Consider the following 16,389-nt stretch of genomic DNA (forward strand, 5'->3'; position numbering starts at 1 on the left):
AGTGAGGAGGTTCTGTGACGACGGGCGGACGAACACCGGCTGTGGAAGTCGGTGGTACATCTTCGAACTTCACGGCGTGCGATCTGGCCTGGTCGGTCGCCGCAGGTGACGCGGCGGCGCTTCCCGTGCTGCTCCGGGAGTTGCACCCGGCCGTGTCGGCGTACAGCCGGGCGCGGGCGAAGCACGTGGGCCATTCCTTCTCGGACGCGGACCGGCTCGCCCTCGAGGCGTGCCGTTCGATTCTCGCCGCACTGTCCGCGCCGTCCGGTGCCGACCGGCCGTTCCTGCGTCTCGCGTACTCCCTGGCGGCCGAGACTGCCGACACCCGCTTCGCGGTCCGGCGCGACGCGCCCCTCACGCGCCTCCAGCACGACATTCTGATCCTCCGCACGATCGTCGGCCTCGATCCGGAACAGACAGCGGTCGCCATGGCTCTCAGCCCCTGCCGCGTCCGCGTCGAGCAACACGCTGCGCTGTCGTCGCTACGCGCGGCATGACGCTGCCAGCTCGCTTCGGACAGGTCAGATCCGCAGGGCGGTGAACGGCGCGACCGGAATGTTGCGCACCACGAACCACAGTGCGATCACTCCGAGTGCGAGGTGCGGAGCCCATCGGAACCTGCTCCAGCGCGGTCCCGGTGCGGTCCCGCGAATCCGGCCGACGGTCCACACCGCGAACGCCGCCAGTAGGCCCGCCACCGCGACGACACCCAACGCGTTGTAGTGCAGCGCCGCCGGGATATCCAGGTGCACCAGCGAATACAGCATTCGCGAAATCCCGCATCCCGGACAGTAGATCCCGAAGATCGTGTAGGTGGGGCACGGCGGGATCACGCCGCCCGGTGTGGTCGGGTCGGCCCATACGACAGCCGCGCACGCACACACCGCACCCGCCGCGACGAGTGCCGGCGCGGTCAGGCGTGCGAGCGCGGGTCGCAGGGTGTCGCTCATGCCGAGTCCGCCGGGGGTCGATCGGACCGCGCGAGGCTGTGCCCCTTCGGACGGTAGGTCCGCCCGAAACTACGCGGACTGTCCTCGTAGATGTCGATCAACTCCCAGTCGAGTCGTCGACCGCCCGGCACGTCGAAGATGCGGGTGCCGTCGCCGAGAAACGCCGGGGCGACGAAAACCTGCAACTCGTCGATCAGATCGTGTTCGAGCGCCTGCCGGGCGATATCGGCGCTGATGATCTGCACGTCCCGATCACCGGCGATCTCCTGAGCGCGACGAATCGCTTCCACGATGTCGCAGTTCATCGCGACGACGGCCGGATCGTCGGCGAGTTCCTCCGGCCGGTGCGTGAGGATGAATTCGGTTCCCGACCAGGCGCCTCCGTAGGCCTGGGACGTCATCTCGTCGCGTTCGTCCTGCTGCTCCTTCGCCGCGTCGTAGCCGGCGCGGCCGGAGACGATCACCGCAACATCCCCCGCCATGCGTTCCGTCGTGCCCTCGGCCGATGGTTCGGCCGCGGACAACCAACTCATGTCGTGTCCGGGACCGGCGATGAAGCCGTCGATCGAGGACGTGAATCCCCAAGCCACCTTGCCCATCTCTACTCCTTCCCGGTCGACGGTCCGGAGGTCACCGGGTCGCCCGCGCTTCCAGCCTCGCCCGCGCGACGGGCCATTCGTCGTCCGTCATCGAGAACAGCGCGGTCGTACGCCACGAGCCGTCACGGCGCCGGCGGTGTTTGCGCAGCAATCCTTCGTGCCGGGCACCGAGACGCGCGAGTGCCTCGCGCGAGCGACTGTTGAATTCGTCGGTGTGCCACTCCACGCGCACCGCACGAAGATCGTCGAAGGCGTGCCGCAACAACAGCAGTTTCGCTTCCGTGTTGACGTGCGTGCGCTGTGCCGACGTCGCCAACCAGGTATGGCCGATCGTGAGTTTGCGGTGTTCCGGTTCGAGCAGGTAGTACGACGTGGAACCGACGACGGCGCCCGTGTCCTTGTCGATCACCGCGTAGGGCTGCCGATCCGGATCGTCCACCGCACTGCGGACGAACGAGTCCGCGTCCGCGGGATTGCGGATCACGGCAGCGGACCAGCGGAAGATCTCGTCGGGATCGTCGGCCGCGTCGAGTAGTCGCGGCGCGTGCGCGACCGTGAGCGGATCGAGCCGCACGCGCGCGCCGTCGAGAGACGGGTGGTCGGACCAGATGTCGCTCATCGGACGCTTTCCGTGCCGAGGGCTTCCCGACCTCGCTCCGCGGGTGGAGTATCGGGCGGCGGACGCCGCGGTGCGCGCAGGAAGACGAAGAACAGTACGACCAACAGTATCGCGCGTCCCCACACACCGATCGTGGTGAGAAGGAGAGGTAGTTCGATCTCGATCGCGCCCCCGGTCGCGTAGAACCACCGGAAGACACCGATGCCGATCGCGAGGTCGACGACGAGGTAGGCCGCGACGAGCCGCCACGGAACCTGCAGCAGGACCAGCAGCGGCAACAACCAGAGCGTGTACTGGGGCGAGTGGACCTTGTGGAAGAGCATGAAGCCGCACAGCATCGCGGCCGCGACCGGCAGCCACGGATACGGGCCCCCACGGAGATACCGCCGGCGGCCGAGCCACAGGGCGAGGAGGAACGACGTGGCGATGAGCAGCGGAGACGCGACGGCGACGACCTCGTTGAATTCCGGTGTCACGCCCGTGCCCTCGTAACCCCCCAGCAACGGACGCAGCCCCCAGAACCAGACCGAATTGCTCGTTCCGTCGGCGGCGCGGTTCTGCTGGAACGTGAACGACGCACGCCAGCCCTCGTATCCGAGGACGGCGAACGGAAGGTTGATCGCGACAGTCGTCGCCACCGCGGCGCCGGCGACCGCAAGCGCGCCCCGCACGTCGCGCACCGTGCCGGCCGCACGACCGCCTGTGAACACGTAGATCATCAGCGGCAGGACGAAGATGCCCGGATAGATCTTCAGGCAGAACCCGACCGCGAGAAGCACGCCCGCAACAACGCCGCGCGTGCGCAACGACCAGCGTTCGAAGCCGACCACCGCGATCGCCAGGACGGTGACCGCGACGACCGGGAGATCCCAGTTGAGGAACGCGTAGAGCACCAGTGGCGGTGTCGCCGACCACGCCAGGGCGGCCCACCCGGCGAGGCGTGCGAGCAGCCACGCCGTGAGGAGACCGAACGGCGCCAGGAGCAGTGCGGACCGCAGCAGGAATTCGGCGTCGGTATGGACGCCGATCGCGCCCAGCCACATCAGCAGACCGCTGAGTACGGGATATTCGACGGTGCTTCCGACGAGATTCCCGGCCGCGTCGATGCTGCCGTCGACGAAGGGGAACTGGTGGAGATTGATGCCACGTCCGAGCCACAACTGCTGGATGTCGGAATAACAGACGTGCGCGTCCTTGATGTCCTCGAAGCGGATCGTGCGACCGAGTTCGTCGAACGGCGCACCCGCGCAGCGGGCCTTGTTGAGGTATCCGAGCCAGAGCGCGAACGCGCACGTCAGGACGGCGACGAGCGAGATCGTCCTGGGACTCGTGCGCATGTCCTCACCCTAGGTCAAATCCGCTGCCCGGGACGGAGGTCGATTTCCCTGGTCAGGGATGGCTCATGTACCCTTCTTGGGTTGCTGACGCAACGACCCTCCTGTCACGGATCGTCCGTGACCGTTCACAGTCCATAGGAGGTGATGAGGTCTTATGCGTCATTACGAATTGATGATTATCCTGGACCCCAGCCTGGATGAGCGCACTGTTGCTCCCTCGCTGGATACGTTCCTCAATGTTGTTCGCCAAGAAGGCGGCAAGGTCGACAAGGTCGACGTGTGGGGTAAGCGTCGTCTCGCATTCGAGATCGCGAAGCAGAGCGAAGGCATCTACGCGGTTATCGATATCAGCGCGACGCCCGCCACGGTTGCAGAGCTGGATCGCCAGCTCGGCCTGAACGAGTCGGTGCTTCGCACCAAGGTTCTGCGCCACGGCAAGTGAGCCTGTCGGCGCCTGGCCGTAGGCTCTGGCGCATCAGGTCTCCACACACAGCAGGAGGAACCACATGGCAGGCGATACCGTCATCACCGTGGTCGGCAATCTGACCGCCGATCCCGAACTGCGTTTTACCCCGGCGGGAGCTGCGGTCGCGAACTTCACAGTCGCGTCCACTCCCCGCATCTTCGACCGTCAGTCCAACGAATGGAAAGACGGCGACGCTCTGTTCATGCGCTGCAACATCTGGCGCGAGGCAGCGGAGAACGTAGCCGAAAGCTTGACCCGGGGCTCGCGCGTCATCGTGCAGGGCCGGCTCAAGCAGCGCAGCTACGAAACGCGTGAAGGCGAAAAGCGCACTGTCGTGGAGCTCGAGGTCGATGAGATCGGCCCTTCGCTCCGCTATGCCACCGCCAAGGTCAGCAAGGCCGGTCGTGGCGGCGGTGGCGGAGGCGGCTTCGGTGGTTCTTCCGGCGGATCGGGCGGTGGACGCCCTAGTTCCAACGCGAACGTCGGCGGCGACGACCCGTGGGGCAATGCCCCGCAGGCCGGCTCGTTCGGCGGTTCCGGGGACGACGAGCCCCCGTTCTGATCCGACCTTCGATCGGAACATCCAGAAGTACGGAGAAAGACCATGCCTAAGTCGCCCGCGCGCGAGAAGGTTTTGAAGAAGAAGGTCTGCGCTTTCTGCAAGGAAAAGAACACGCAGATCGATTACAAGGACACAACGCTGCTGCGTAAGTACGTCAGCGATCGCGGCAAGATCCGCGCTCGCCGCGTCACCGGCAACTGCGTGCAGCACCAGCGCGATATCGCTGTTGCTGTCAAGAACTCCCGTGAGGTCGCTTTGCTGCCTTACGTCTCGACGGCTCGCTAGGAAAGGGAGGGAACACGATGAAGCTCATCCTCACCGCTGACGTGGACAACCTCGGTGCGCCTGGCGACACCGTTGAGGTCAAGGACGGCTACGGCCGCAACTACCTGCTGCCCCGCGGCCTGGCGATCGTTGCCACCCGTGGTGCCGAGAAGCAGGTCGAGGGCATCCGCCGTGCACAGGAAGCGCGCGCTGTGCGCGGCCTGGAGCACGCCAAGGAGCTCAAGACCGCTATCGAGGGTCTCGAGAGCGTCTCGCTGAACGTCAAGACCGCCGGTGACTCGGGCAAGCTGTTCGGCTCGGTTACCGCGGCCGACGTTGCCGGCGCCATCAAGGCTGCCGGTGGCCCGGTTGTCGACAAGCGCCTCGTCGAGCTGCCCAAGGCTCACATCAAGGCGACCGGCAAGCACCAGGTCGTCGTGAAGCTGCACCCGGACGTCGTCGCGAAGTTCACGCTGGACGTCGTGAGCGCCTGATTTCCGGTTCGAGGAGCCCCGCGCGATGGTTGCGCGGGGCTCCTCGGCGTCTGTGCACAACCTGTGGATTGCGGGTGTGGGTAAACGCACCGGTGTGACTCGGGTCATATCGTTTCGGGAACGAACAGATGAACACGCCCGGGCGGCATTGTTACCGCGACACGCCGAAAATTCCTTCTTCCACAGGGCTGAACAGCCATTTTCCCTAGTTAACCTGCATCGTTATCGAATGTGAGATGCGTTCTCCCCAGGTTATCCACATCAGGTGCACAACCCTGTCCACCTGATTCCACAATCTATCCCCAACTGTGTGCACAACCCGATTTGGTCGCCCTCGAAATCCTCCCTAACGTCGAGCGCGCAACTCTCCCTCGTGGGGAGCGGCAGCCCCCTGCGGTGTCGGTGGGGACGAGTAGAACGTGAAGTGTTTCCCGGTGGCGCCCACCGGGAGTCGGTACGGGTCAACGGCCGGCGAACCACCGGGCGACGGTATTTGGATGGGGAAGGCGGCATCACGTTGGCTGTTGTGGACGATCGTGGCCATTCCGACTATCCGGGGTCCCCCGACGAAGACTCCGGTGGTGACTTCGGCCGCCAGCCCCCTCAGGACATGGTTGCCGAGCAGTCCGTCATCGGCGGCATGCTGCTGAGCAAGGACGCCATTGCCGACGTTCTCGAAGTGCTGCGCCCCGGCGATTTCTATCGCCCCGCCCACCAAGCCATCTACGACTCGATCCTCGACCTCTACAGCCGGGGCGAACCTGCGGACCCCGTCACCGTGTCGGCCGAACTCGACCGACGAGGCGAGCTCAAGCGCATCGGTGGTCCCGCGTACCTCGTCACCCTGACCCAGACGGTGCCTACTGCCGCGAACGCCGGTTTCTACGCGGAGATCGTCGCGGAGAAGGCCATCCTGCGGCGGCTCGTCGAAGCGGGCACGCGCATCGTCCAATACGGATATGCCGGCTCGGACGGTCAGGATGTCGCAGAAGTCGTCGACCGCGCGCAGGCCGAGATCTTCGATGTGTCCGAACGGCGCACCACCGAAGACTTCGTGGCCCTCGAAGAACTGCTGCAGCCGACGATGGACGAGATCGACTCCATCGCCAGTCGCGGCGGCATCTCGGTCGGCGTGCCCACGGGGTTCGCCGAACTCGACGAACTCACCAACGGACTGCATCCGGGACAGATGATCATCGTCGCCGCCCGCCCCGGCGTCGGCAAGGCTCTCGCCCTCGACACCCCACTCCCCACACCCACCGGATGGACCACCATGGGTGAGGTCCGCGTCGGCGACGAACTGCTCGCTCCCGACGGAAAGCCCACCCGCGTGCTCGCGGCCACCGAGATCATGCGCGACCGGCCCTGCTTCGATGTCGTGTTCTCCGACGGCACGGTGCTCGTCGCCGACGAACAGCACCAGTGGCGCACCGCCGACGGGGTGGTTCGCACCACCGGCGAACTCGCCGCATCCGTCGACGCCGCTCACGCGGTCCCCCACACGGATCCCTTGGCCCTCGCCCCGGCCGATCTGCCGGTGGCGCCGTTCACCCTCGGTGCGTGGCTCGGCGGTCCGCCCTCCGACGCAGAAGTACACATGCGGGTGGAGGGGGAAGGTGGGTTCACCGAAGAATTGATGTCGCTCGGGGCGCACATTCCCGTCGAATACCAGCGCGGATCGATCGTGCAGCGCCGCGACCTGCTCGCGGGCCTTCTCGACGCCGGCGGTCGCATCGACGACGACGGCACCATCCGCTTCTCCACCGGGTGCGAGCGCCTCGCAGACGACCTCGCCGAACTCGTTGCGGGCCTGGGCTACGCGTGCACCATCGACGACGGAGTGGTGTCGTTCACCGCCGACGACGACGTCTTCGTCCTTCCGAGCAAGGCAGTGCGCCACAAGGAATGCCGCACCGCCGTGGCTCGCGAACGGCGCATCGTGGCCGTGCGTCCGGTCGCGTCGGTGCCCGTCCGCTGCGTGGAGGTCGACGGCGACCACATGTACCTCGCGGGTCGTGCGATGGTGCCCACGCACAATTCGACTCTCGGCATGGACTTCATGCGGTCGTGCTCGATCAAGCACGGAATGGCGTCGGTCATCTTCTCCCTGGAGATGGGAAAGACGGAGATCGTCATGCGACTGCTCTCCGCGGAGGCGAAGATCAAGCTCGGCGACATGCGTTCGGGTCGCATGACCGACGACGACTGGACGCGTCTCGCCCGGCGCATGAGCGAGATCAGCGAAGCGCCCCTCTACATCGACGATTCTCCGAACCTGACGATGATGGAGATCCGCGCGAAAGCACGGCGTCTCAAGCAGAAACACGACATCCGCCTCATCGTCGTCGACTACCTGCAGCTGATGACCTCCGGTAAGAAAGTCGAGTCGCGCCAGCAGGAAGTCTCCGAATTCTCGCGTAGCCTCAAGCTTCTCGCGAAGGAACTCGAAGTTCCTGTCATCGCGATCTGTCAGCTCAACCGTGGTCCCGAACAGCGCACCGACAAGAAGCCGATGGTCTCCGACCTCCGCGAGTCGGGGTCGCTCGAGCAGGACGCCGACATGGTGATCCTGTTGCATCGCCCCGACGCATTCGAGCGCGACGACCCGCGCGGTGGTGAAGCCGACCTGATCGTCGGTAAGCACCGTAACGGTCCGACGGCGACGATCACCGTGGCCCACCAGCTGCACCTGTCTCGGTTCGTGGATATGGCGCGAGGCTGATTCGCCTGTTGTCGTGCCGCGTCGATCGGCCGCGTCAGAGACGCGTACGACAATGCTCTGGCCGAGTGCACGATCGGGTTGTTCAAGAACGAAGTGATCGTCAAGGGAAACCCGTTCCACCCGGGTCCCTACAAGTCCGTTGAGGACATCGAATACGCCACGATGGAGTGGGTCGACTGGTTCAATCGCAGTCGCCCGCGCAGCCGTCTCGGATACGGGCCGCCCGAATTCGAGGCGGCGTATTACGCTCACGTGTCGACTCAACAACCGGAGATGTCACCGATATAGGAGCGGCAAGAGACCCGAGACGGTTCAGTAATAGCGTGTTCTCTCGCCAGCCCAGTCGGTAGCTGTTCCGAAGAATCACGCGATGGCCTTACTTCGTTCGGTCTCTACGCACCTGCAAGCCCATTCAGCTGCAGCGCGTACACCACTTTGATGGACTCAATCCCGACGGCATGGAAGACGAACTACCCCTGGCGGTAGATTGCTATAAGTTGCTCGAATGACTAAAGCCGATCCGGTCGCGACGATAAACAAGTTTGAGCAGACATTGAGGGCGTCGGCTCAGATGCCGGGCGTGCAGATCAACCGAGAAGCATACCTCCGAAGCGAGTTGAAGCGATTCTGCTCCCAGGACCAGATCGAGCGAGCGATTGCCACAACGCCCGCCGAGGCGGGCGTGTCTCTCGCCGTGGTCGACAAGATCGCGAACAGCGTGATCAGGTACGAGACAAGCAAGGTCACCGCGATCTCGACACTAGCCGGCATCCCTGGAGGTATCGCTGCATTTGGCACAGTGCCGGCCGACATCGCGCAGTACTACGGGCACGTACTGCGCGTCGTCCAGAAACTCGCCTACATCTACAGCTGGCCTGAACTCTTCGACAGCAACGGCGACGGACTGGACTCCGCGACCGAGAGCATGCTCACTCTGTTTATCGGCGTGATGGTCGGGTTGAACGCGGCCCAGGTCGGTGTGGCGCAGGTGTCCGCGATGATTGCCAAGGAACTGACCAGAAAGCTGCCGCAGAAGGCCCTAACGAAGGGTGCCATCTACCCGGTGGTCAAGAAGGTGGCGTCACTGCTGGGCATTCAAATGACCAAGCAGGTCTTTGCGAAGAGCGCCGCAAAGGTCGTGCCGCTAGTGGGTGCGGCCGTCTCGGGGAGCCTTACCTTCGCCACCTTTAGGCCGATGTCGAAGCGGCTCCAGAAGCACCTCGCGACACTGCCGCTGACCAAACTGCGACACGAAGACCTGCCGACGAGCGTTTGGGACCCCCGGGACTGCCTTCCCAAACCGCTGTAAGCATGTCACCCGCGGCACGACAAGGTCCTCATCGCCGACCACGTACACTTCGCTCTTCACCGAGACTCAGGGCAGCTTGCCGTCGAAGATGGGCCGCATGAAGGTGCGTTCGTAGCGGAGCACGCAGCCGCTCCGGTCACGAATCGCGTTGGCTGCGCGAAACTCGTCGTCGGAATCGAACAACGCGCGGTACCGCTCGTAGGCGGCGAGGGACTCGAACGAGAAGAGAGCGAGCGCCCGGTCGCTGGCACCCTCACCGGGCAGAAAATACCCGTGATGGGTACCGCCGTGTTTGTCGACGAGCGCGATCCATGCGCGAGCGAACCGTTCGAACTCGTCGGTTTTCGCCGGGTCGATCGTGTACTCCACAACGCACGTGATCATGACGCGAGGGTAGTGCCGCAGGGGTGTACTCGGGCGGACGAATCACAATCTGGGCAGCGGCTTCCACATAGGCGCACCGGCCCGTCACCACGCAGATGCTCTCCGGCCGTACCGGGCGACGTAGTGCCACACTTTCTTCAGATCCTGTGGATCGACGCTCACCCGAGCTGGTCCGAGCGAATACGGCGTGATCCACCCCTGCCGGGCGACCGAGCGAGCCACCTCGACCACCGCATTCCCTCGGTACTCCGGATGAGTCTCGACTTGCTCTATCGCCAGTCTGTAACCGTCGTGCCACAGAACAGCACAGGGCATCGTCCTTGCGACATCCTCGAACCGAGTACCTCGGTAGCTCGGGTCCAGAACGAGTGCCTCGACGTCACATTCGATGTTGATGGGCCCGTGCACATGGGCCTCGATGTAGTGGTCGAGCGGATCGTCGAACTCGGTAACCGCCGCCGCCTCCAGCAAATGACTCGACGTCTCCGCGGTCCCGAACAACTGTGGCTCGTGCACGCTGTCGGGAAAGCAGAACGTTGTGCGCTCGAGAGTGCGTTCAGCCAGCACGAAGTACGACGACCCGAACCGCGGCGAACCCCCGTAACCGTCGCAATGACGGTCGAGGGAACCGTACTTGGGACGATCCGACGCCGGCCGTGCGTCGTAGACACCGCCGAACATCCGGCTTTCCCACCGCCACCGGTCACCGCCTGCGAACGCCGTGAGTCCACCGTTGCCCGTATTCGTCTCGAACTGCGAGAGATAGGCACCCCGATCGGCGATCGCGGACAGTGTCGACCGCCCACGGTACGGAGAATCCGGATGAAAATGCATCGTCACCCGCATCGAGCCGCCGATGCTCTCCCCCACAGCCAACGCGCGCACGTGGGCAACCGCAGCCTTGGCCGAATCCACCAACCCCTCCATCCCCCACTCTCCCGCCTTACGACGCAACAACTCCAACGACGCCGTCACCACACCGCATTCTGCCTCGAACTGCCGCCCGCACCTCGATGAACAGTGAGTTCTGCGACCGCGGTGCACGCCGGTCCGGGAGTAGCCGTCGATCCGAAATGAAGATCGGATGCCGGCACGATCTCGCGCACGGTGCGAGACCCGATGATAAATCAGAGAATCGTCTCGACCGCGCGTTGCAGGGTCTGTGCGCTGGCTTCGAGTGCGGTGCGCTCTTGTTCCGTCATCGGGGGCTGATGCATCTGGCTCACTCCGGCGCGACCGAGCACCGAAAGCAACGACATCGTGACTCGGTACTCCGGGTGGTATCCGGCGACGGTGAAGACGGCCTGCTCGTCGCGCAGAACCGCTTCGGCCAGTCGCGCGCTCACCGCGCCGATACCGTACTGGCTCGCGCCGATCCCTTCGATGATGTTGATGTTGGCATAGCGGATTTCTGTCTCCACCTGGTCGCGAATCTGCTGACCCTGCTCGGCAAGCAGGTCGAGTACCGGCACCCCTGCGGCGGTGGCCGACGACCAGAGCAGCACCTCGCTTGTGCCGTGTTCGCCGATCACGAAGGCCTGGATATCGCTGGGACTGACTCCGAGATGATCGCCGAGGTGGACACGGAAACGCAGACTGTCGAGCACTGTGCCGGTGGAGAACACCCGGTCGTGCCCCGCCAGCACACGGGTCAGGTCGGCCAGGGGGTCCGGCGGGTCGGTGACCACCATGATCGTGGCGTCCGGTGCTGCCGCGACAAGTCCGGGGATCAGCTCCCGATATACCCCGGCATTGTGTTCGAGCAGTCGCAGTCGGCCCGCCGGGTCGCTCCGGTCGGTCGCGCCACCGGCAGCTTCGTTCTCGCCGGCCGTGATGATCAACAGATCCGCGCCGTCGAGATCGTCTCGGTTACCGGCGCGCACATCTACCGGCGGAACCAGCGGCGTCCCGTAGCGCATGTCCAGCGCCACTGCCTGTGCCCGCTTCACGTCCTTGTCCACCAGTACGATTTCCCGGGCCGATCCCCGGCCGAGGAGGGCCAGGGTGGTGGCCGATCCGACCGCGCCGACCCCCACCACACCGATTTTCACGCCCGTCACCGAGGCTGAGGCGGATAAATTGGAGCCAGTGTGCAGCAATGTGTTTCGCGGAACTTGCGGATAATTTTCACGTTGTCGGTCCTTGCCGTAGGTCTGCGCCTTCAGCTTGTGCGGATATCGTCCGCTTGCTCGGCATCCCGTCGAGTCCAGTACACACCGTGGTCACCGGCTTCCGCAGTGAATCCCGCACGATCAGATCGACGCGGATGCCGGTCTTCCGGCTTGCCGGCACCCTGGGCGTGGATTCCCATACCTGCCCAATATGCGGAAGGAAGCGAATTCGCTTGTAACAACGTCGCGTTCGACCCCGATTTGTTCGGTGAAGGCTGTCACTACGACGTCAGGAGCAGGACATGGGATCGGTCGAGATCATCACGTGGCTTCAGGAGGGTGCGAGTCAAGGAGACCCCATCCGGGGGCCGCTCTACGTCGTCACCTTTATCGCCCTGGGCCTGTACAGCGTCCTTTTCGAGGGTGCCATCATCTGAGCCCGGCGGTGTTGCCGACCTCAGGCGCAGCAGTTCGGGTCCAGCACGACGCGCAGCGCTTCGAGTGCATCCGTTCGTACGCGGTGGTAGACGTTCATTCCCTTGCGGGTGGATTCCACCATCCCAGCCTTGCGTAGCTGCCCGAGATGGTGACTGACGGTGGATTCCGCGAGGTCGACGGCCGTGGCGAGGTCGCATGTACAGACTTCGCCGTCGGCGGCGGTGAGCAGGATGGACATCAGCTGGATGCGGGTCGGATCGGCCAAGGCTTTGAGGCGCAGTGCCACTTCGAGTGCGGCGCCGGTGCTCATCGGGGCGGCGGACACCGGGTCGCAACAGATCGGTGTGGTGATGTCGACGACGGGCAGAGCCTTGGGCATGGGGCTATTCTGCCGACCTCCTTGACATATGTCAAAAAGGTGGACCACACTGGAGCCCGCTAATTCGATGTATGTCTCACACGTGGAGGTTCTCATGTCCCGCGCTCAGCTAGCCCTCAACGTCGACGACCTGTCCGAGGCCGTGGCGTTCTATTCGAAGTTGTTCGGCGCCGAACCGAACAAGCTCAAGCCCGGTTACGCGAACTTCGCCTTGTCGGAACCGCCTCTCAAGTTGGTGCTCCTCGAGAATCCCGGCAAGGGCGGCTCGCTCAATCACTTGGGTGTCGAGGTCGAATCCAGCGAAAAGGTGCACGAGGAGATCGCCCGGCTCACCGACGCCGGGTTGTTCACCGACGAGGAGATCGGCACCACGTGCTGTTTCGCCACGCAGGACAAGGTGTGGGCCACCGCTCCGGACGGAGAGAAGTGGGAGGTCTACACCGTTCTTGCGGACAGTGAGACCTTCGGCACGAGCCCCACGTTGCTCGCGGACGAAAACTCCGGTGGGGCAGCGTGTTGCGGGACGGCAGCCTCGTCTGCCGCAACCGAGCCCGACGGCGACAACCGCACGGCTGCGGAGCAATCGACTTCGTGCTTCTGACACCTCAACCCCGTCGACCTCCCGGGTGGATATCCGGGAGGACGGGGGGCTCGGTGAACTGCCGATTTCCGTCGCCGCTCAGGATGCGGTGGAGGTGGACGCTCGGGCGAACCGCTTTCGCAGCGCGAGCGAGACGTACACGAGGGCAACGAGTACGGGCACCTCGATCAGTGGGCCCACCACTCCGGCCAAGGCCTGTCCCGAGGTGACGCCGAACGTCGCGATCGCCACCGCGATCGCCAGCTCGAAGTTGTTGCCGGCGGCGGTGAACGCCAGGGTCGTGGTGCGCTCGTAGCCCAGGCCCATGGCGGCACCGAAAAGGTAGCCACCGCCCCACATGAGAGCGAAGTACGCCAGCAACGGCAACGCGATCCGCACGACATCCCAGGGCTGCGACGTGATCCGGTCGCCTTGGAGCGCAAACAGAATCACGATCGTGAACAGCAGACCGTACAGCGCCCACGGGCCGATCTTCGGGATGAAGGCGTCCTCGTACCATTCGCGGCCCTTGGCCTTCTCGCCGAAGTATCGCGTCAGGAAACCGGCGACCAGCGGGATACCGAGGAAGATCAATACCGATTTGGCGATCTGCCACGGCGAGACATCGAGAGTGGTCTGCTCGAGTCCGAGCCACCCGGGCAGCACCGACAGGTAGAACCAGCCGAGCACGGCGAACATGATCACCTGGAAGACGGAGTTGATCGCGACCAGCACGGCAGCGGCCTCACGGTCACCGCAGGCGAGGTCGTTCCAGATGATCACCATCGCGATACACCGCGCCAGTCCGACGATGATCAAGCCCGTGCGGTACTCGGGCAGATCCGGGAGCAGCAGCCACGCAAGTGCGAACATCAGAGCCGGGCCGAGCACCCAGTTGAGGACCAATGACGAGATCAGCAGCTTGCGGTCGCCGGTGACGGTGTCGAGGCGGTCGTAACGGACCTTAGCCAGCACCGGGTACATCATGATCAGCAGACCCAGCGCGATCGGCAACGAGATGCCGTCGATCTCGATGACACTCAGCGCGTCCCCGAGTCCGGGGATCATACGGCCCAGGAGGAGGCCGGCGACCATGGCGACGCCGATCCATACGGGCAGGAATCTGTCGAGGGTCGACATCTTGCCGACGACTGCCGGATGGTCGGAGGTGGTGGTCACGAGAGTGTCTCCTGGGAGATTGCGTCCGGGGCACAGTACGAGGCGGGCAGTACTCCGGATTCGATGGCCAGCACTGCGGACAGTTCTTCGAGCGCGGCGGGGACGACTCGGTAGTACACCCAGGTGCCGCGGCGCTCGCAGTCGAGCAGCCCTGCTTCGCGCAGCACTTTGAGATGGTGCGAGATGGTGGGTTGCGTCAGATCGAATGCGGGGCTGATGTCGCATACGCAAGCCTCGCCACCCTGGTGGCTCGCGACCATGCTGAGCATCCGCAAGCGCATCGGATCCCCGAGGGCTCTGAACATGCGGCCCAGGTCGGTCGCTCGCTCGGCGGACAACGGCTCACGCGAGATCGGAGGGCACCACGGCTCGACCCGGCCCGACAGCTGATTCGACATACGTCTATATTGACGCTTGTCGATACAACGCGTCAAATGGGCCTCACCTGAAAGGACCACCTACCTTGTCAACTCCTTCGGTGCTGTTCGTGTGTGTGAAGAACGGCGGAAAGTCCCAGATGGCCGCCGCGCTCATGCGTAAGGCCGCCGGTAACCGCGTCACCGTTCATTCGGCCGGAACGGCCCCCGGATCGTCCCTCAACGCCCTGTCGGTACAGGTACTCGAGGAAGTAGGTGCGTCGGTCGCCGGTGAATATCCCAAGCCGATCGACCCACACTTGATGAGTGAACTCGACGTGGTGGTCGTCCTCGGTGACGAGGCCCGCGTCGATGCGCCTCCCGGGGGCGTCGTGGAGAACTGGAACATCGACGAACCGTCGGAACGCGGTATCGACGGGATCGAGCGCATGCGTCTGGTTCGCGACGACATCGCCGCCCGCGTCGAGGCACTCGCCGCCCGGATGGGTGGATGAAGCGGACGGCCGGTCGGCGGTGAGCTATCTCTCCCGCCTGTCCGGGGTCGGAGATATTAGGGTTCGGCTGTGCGCCGCATCCGCAGAACAGCACCGCCCGCTCGTTCGATCCGGGTAGACCCATCCATGTTCGACACGGCCGCAGCAGAACTGGGATTCGCGCTCGACGACGCGCAACGTCGTGCCGTAGCCACCCTCGCGGACGTCGATCGCAATGTCTATCTCTGGGGTCCGGCGGGCCGCGGCAAGAGTTGGCTGATGGCAACGTATTTCGACGCAGCACCGACCGACCGGAAGAGACGCGTCCACTTCCACGAGTTCTTCCGCGATCTGCACCTCGCCATCCGGCGACACCGCAGCAACCTTTCGGCTGCCGTGGACGAACTGCTGAGCGACGTGGACCTGCTGTGCTTCGACGAATTCCATGTCCACGATCCGGCGGACGGAAAATTCATCGCTCGGTTGATGCCCGCGCTTCTCGACCGGCACATCCGGGTAGTCCTGACCTCGAATTACCCGCCCCGGTCCTTGCTCCCCAACCCGCTGTTCCACGACGACTTCCTCCCCACGATCGAATTGATCGAGCGTTCCCTGACGGTCGTCGAGATCGACGGTGCCCTCGACTACCGCACCATGTCCCGTCACGGGGACGGATTCGCCGCCGGTTGGTGGGTCACGCCGGGCACGGCCGAACAACGTGCTCGTCTCGGGCTCCGCTCACCACATCCCGACGAACGGAAAATCCTCACCCCGGCCGGCTATCCCGTGCACGTCCGCCGGGTCGCGGACCATTCCCTCTGGTTCGACTTCGGTGAACTCTGCGGAACATCCACCGCCCCGGTCGACTATCTCGCGCTCGCGCGACGCCATTCCGAATGGGTGATCGAGGGTGTGCCGGATCTTCGCACCGCGGGGCGGGAACCGGCTCAACGTTTCGCCAACCTCGTCGACGTGTTGTACGACCGGGATGTGACGCCGTTTTTCCTCGCCGCCACGTCGGTGGACGTCGTCGCCGACGGCGCTCGGCTTCCCATCGATATCGCACGGACCGTGAGCAGGCTCGGCCTTCTCGGAAATCTCCGCTCCGAGCACGAGGACCACTGAAGACAGCGCCGAGATTATCGA

General features: G+C 64.5%; 22 protein-coding genes. 12 read left to right on the forward strand and 10 right to left on the reverse strand.

The window, feature by feature from the left end:
- Nucleotides 1-14: 14 nt before the first annotated feature.
- Nucleotides 15-497: an RNA polymerase subunit sigma-24 gene (locus ACFWU2_RS01475; RefSeq protein ID WP_378599194.1), complete on the forward strand. Its 483-nt coding sequence runs from the start codon at nt 15-17 to the stop codon at nt 495-497.
- 24 nt (nt 498-521) lie between these two features.
- Here the strand turns inward: ACFWU2_RS01475 and ACFWU2_RS01480 are convergent, their stop codons facing one another.
- From ACFWU2_RS01480 to ACFWU2_RS01495, 4 genes are read right to left on the reverse strand one after another with little or no spacing between them, the layout of a single operon-like run.
- The gene (locus tag ACFWU2_RS01480) at nt 522-950 is read right to left on the reverse strand and encodes a DUF2752 domain-containing protein (protein WP_378599197.1); all 429 of its coding nucleotides are present in this window, start codon (nt 948-950) and stop codon (nt 522-524) included.
- Nucleotides 947-1,549: a dihydrofolate reductase family protein gene (locus ACFWU2_RS01485; RefSeq protein ID WP_378599200.1), complete on the reverse strand. Its 603-nt coding sequence runs from the start codon at nt 1,547-1,549 to the stop codon at nt 947-949. Before ACFWU2_RS01485 ends, ACFWU2_RS01480 begins: the two co-directional genes overlap by 4 nt.
- 31 nt (nt 1,550-1,580) lie before the next feature.
- The gene (locus ACFWU2_RS01490; RefSeq protein WP_378599203.1) at nt 1,581-2,168 is read right to left on the reverse strand and encodes a GNAT family N-acetyltransferase; all 588 of its coding nucleotides are present in this window, start codon (nt 2,166-2,168) and stop codon (nt 1,581-1,583) included.
- Nucleotides 2,165-3,505: a glycosyltransferase 87 family protein gene (locus tag ACFWU2_RS01495; protein ID WP_378599206.1), complete on the reverse strand. Its 1,341-nt coding sequence runs from the start codon at nt 3,503-3,505 to the stop codon at nt 2,165-2,167. The genes ACFWU2_RS01490 and ACFWU2_RS01495 overlap by 4 nt, the downstream gene beginning before the upstream one ends.
- 154 nt (nt 3,506-3,659) lie before the next feature.
- Between ACFWU2_RS01495 and rpsF the strand changes: the two genes are divergently transcribed.
- From rpsF to ACFWU2_RS01530, 7 genes are all read left to right on the forward strand, one after another.
- Nucleotides 3,660-3,947 carry a 30S ribosomal protein S6 gene (gene rpsF, locus ACFWU2_RS01500; RefSeq protein ID WP_072700991.1) on the forward strand — a complete coding sequence of 96 codons (288 nt, stop codon included), beginning with the start codon at nt 3,660-3,662 and terminating at the stop codon, nt 3,945-3,947.
- Between the two features lie 64 nt (nt 3,948-4,011).
- Nucleotides 4,012-4,533: a single-stranded DNA-binding protein gene (locus ACFWU2_RS01505; protein WP_169620969.1), complete on the forward strand. Its 522-nt coding sequence runs from the start codon at nt 4,012-4,014 to the stop codon at nt 4,531-4,533.
- Between the two features lie 42 nt (nt 4,534-4,575).
- The gene (gene rpsR / locus ACFWU2_RS01510) at nt 4,576-4,818 is read left to right on the forward strand and encodes a 30S ribosomal protein S18 (protein ID WP_169620970.1); all 243 of its coding nucleotides are present in this window, start codon (nt 4,576-4,578) and stop codon (nt 4,816-4,818) included.
- 17 nt (nt 4,819-4,835) lie between these two features.
- Entirely contained in the window at nt 4,836-5,291 is a 456-nt protein-coding gene (gene rplI / locus ACFWU2_RS01515) for a 50S ribosomal protein L9 (protein ID WP_169620971.1), read from the forward strand.
- A 517-nt stretch (nt 5,292-5,808) separates the two neighbouring features.
- Nucleotides 5,809-8,013, forward strand: coding sequence for a replicative DNA helicase (dnaB, locus tag ACFWU2_RS01520; RefSeq protein ID WP_378599211.1), 2,205 nt, complete (start codon nt 5,809-5,811; stop codon nt 8,011-8,013).
- Nucleotides 8,014-8,037: 24 nt separating this feature from the next.
- Entirely contained in the window at nt 8,038-8,301 is a 264-nt protein-coding gene (locus tag ACFWU2_RS01525; protein WP_378600208.1) for an integrase core domain-containing protein, read from the forward strand.
- A gap of 217 nt (nt 8,302-8,518) precedes the next feature.
- A complete protein-coding gene (locus tag ACFWU2_RS01530) occupies nt 8,519-9,322 on the forward strand; it encodes a hypothetical protein (RefSeq protein WP_378599214.1) in 804 nt (267 codons plus the stop codon).
- A 66-nt stretch (nt 9,323-9,388) separates the two neighbouring features.
- On the opposite strand, the gene ACFWU2_RS01535 is transcribed toward ACFWU2_RS01530, so the two are convergent.
- From ACFWU2_RS01535 to ACFWU2_RS01545, 3 genes are all read right to left on the reverse strand, one after another.
- Nucleotides 9,389-9,706 (reverse strand): NIPSNAP family protein, encoded by a 318-nt coding sequence (locus ACFWU2_RS01535; protein ID WP_378599217.1) that lies wholly within the window; start codon nt 9,704-9,706, stop codon nt 9,389-9,391.
- An 84-nt stretch (nt 9,707-9,790) separates the two neighbouring features.
- Complete coding sequence (locus ACFWU2_RS01540; protein WP_378599220.1) at nt 9,791-10,681, reverse strand: DUF3626 domain-containing protein; 891 nt, start codon at nt 10,679-10,681, stop codon at nt 9,791-9,793.
- A gap of 152 nt (nt 10,682-10,833) precedes the next feature.
- Nucleotides 10,834-11,757: a lactate dehydrogenase gene (locus ACFWU2_RS01545; protein ID WP_378599223.1), complete on the reverse strand. Its 924-nt coding sequence runs from the start codon at nt 11,755-11,757 to the stop codon at nt 10,834-10,836.
- A gap of 362 nt (nt 11,758-12,119) precedes the next feature.
- Between ACFWU2_RS01545 and ACFWU2_RS01550 the strand changes: the two genes are divergently transcribed.
- Nucleotides 12,120-12,254, forward strand: a complete 135-nt coding sequence (locus ACFWU2_RS01550; RefSeq protein WP_378599225.1) for a hypothetical protein — start codon at nt 12,120-12,122, stop codon at nt 12,252-12,254.
- Between the two features lie 20 nt (nt 12,255-12,274).
- Here the strand turns inward: ACFWU2_RS01550 and ACFWU2_RS01555 are convergent, their stop codons facing one another.
- Nucleotides 12,275-12,634, reverse strand: coding sequence for an Rv2640c family ArsR-like transcriptional regulator (locus ACFWU2_RS01555; RefSeq protein WP_378599228.1), 360 nt, complete (start codon nt 12,632-12,634; stop codon nt 12,275-12,277).
- A gap of 94 nt (nt 12,635-12,728) precedes the next feature.
- Here ACFWU2_RS01555 and ACFWU2_RS01560 point away from each other — a divergent pair, with 94 nt between their 5' ends.
- Entirely contained in the window at nt 12,729-13,235 is a 507-nt protein-coding gene (locus ACFWU2_RS01560) for an ArsI/CadI family heavy metal resistance metalloenzyme (RefSeq protein WP_378599231.1), read from the forward strand.
- A gap of 78 nt (nt 13,236-13,313) precedes the next feature.
- Here the strand turns inward: ACFWU2_RS01560 and arsB are convergent, their stop codons facing one another.
- Together arsB and ACFWU2_RS01570 are read right to left on the reverse strand one after the other, a co-directional pair.
- Entirely contained in the window at nt 13,314-14,393 is a 1,080-nt protein-coding gene (gene arsB, locus ACFWU2_RS01565) for an ACR3 family arsenite efflux transporter (protein WP_378599235.1), read from the reverse strand.
- Entirely contained in the window at nt 14,390-14,791 is a 402-nt protein-coding gene (locus tag ACFWU2_RS01570; protein WP_378599238.1) for an ArsR/SmtB family transcription factor, read from the reverse strand. The genes arsB and ACFWU2_RS01570 overlap by 4 nt, the downstream gene beginning before the upstream one ends.
- Nucleotides 14,792-14,856: 65 nt before the next feature.
- On the opposite strand from ACFWU2_RS01570, the gene ACFWU2_RS01575 reads away from it, so the two are divergent.
- Nucleotides 14,857-15,264 (forward strand): low molecular weight phosphatase family protein, encoded by a 408-nt coding sequence (locus tag ACFWU2_RS01575; RefSeq protein ID WP_378599241.1) that lies wholly within the window; start codon nt 14,857-14,859, stop codon nt 15,262-15,264.
- A gap of 126 nt (nt 15,265-15,390) precedes the next feature.
- Nucleotides 15,391-16,368: a cell division protein ZapE gene (gene zapE / locus ACFWU2_RS01580; RefSeq protein WP_378599244.1), complete on the forward strand. Its 978-nt coding sequence runs from the start codon at nt 15,391-15,393 to the stop codon at nt 16,366-16,368.
- Nucleotides 16,369-16,389 lie beyond the last annotated feature (21 nt).

It is taken from the genome of Rhodococcus sp. NPDC058639 (assembly GCF_042717545.1).
GTDB lineage: Bacteria > Actinomycetota > Actinomycetes > Mycobacteriales > Mycobacteriaceae > Rhodococcus.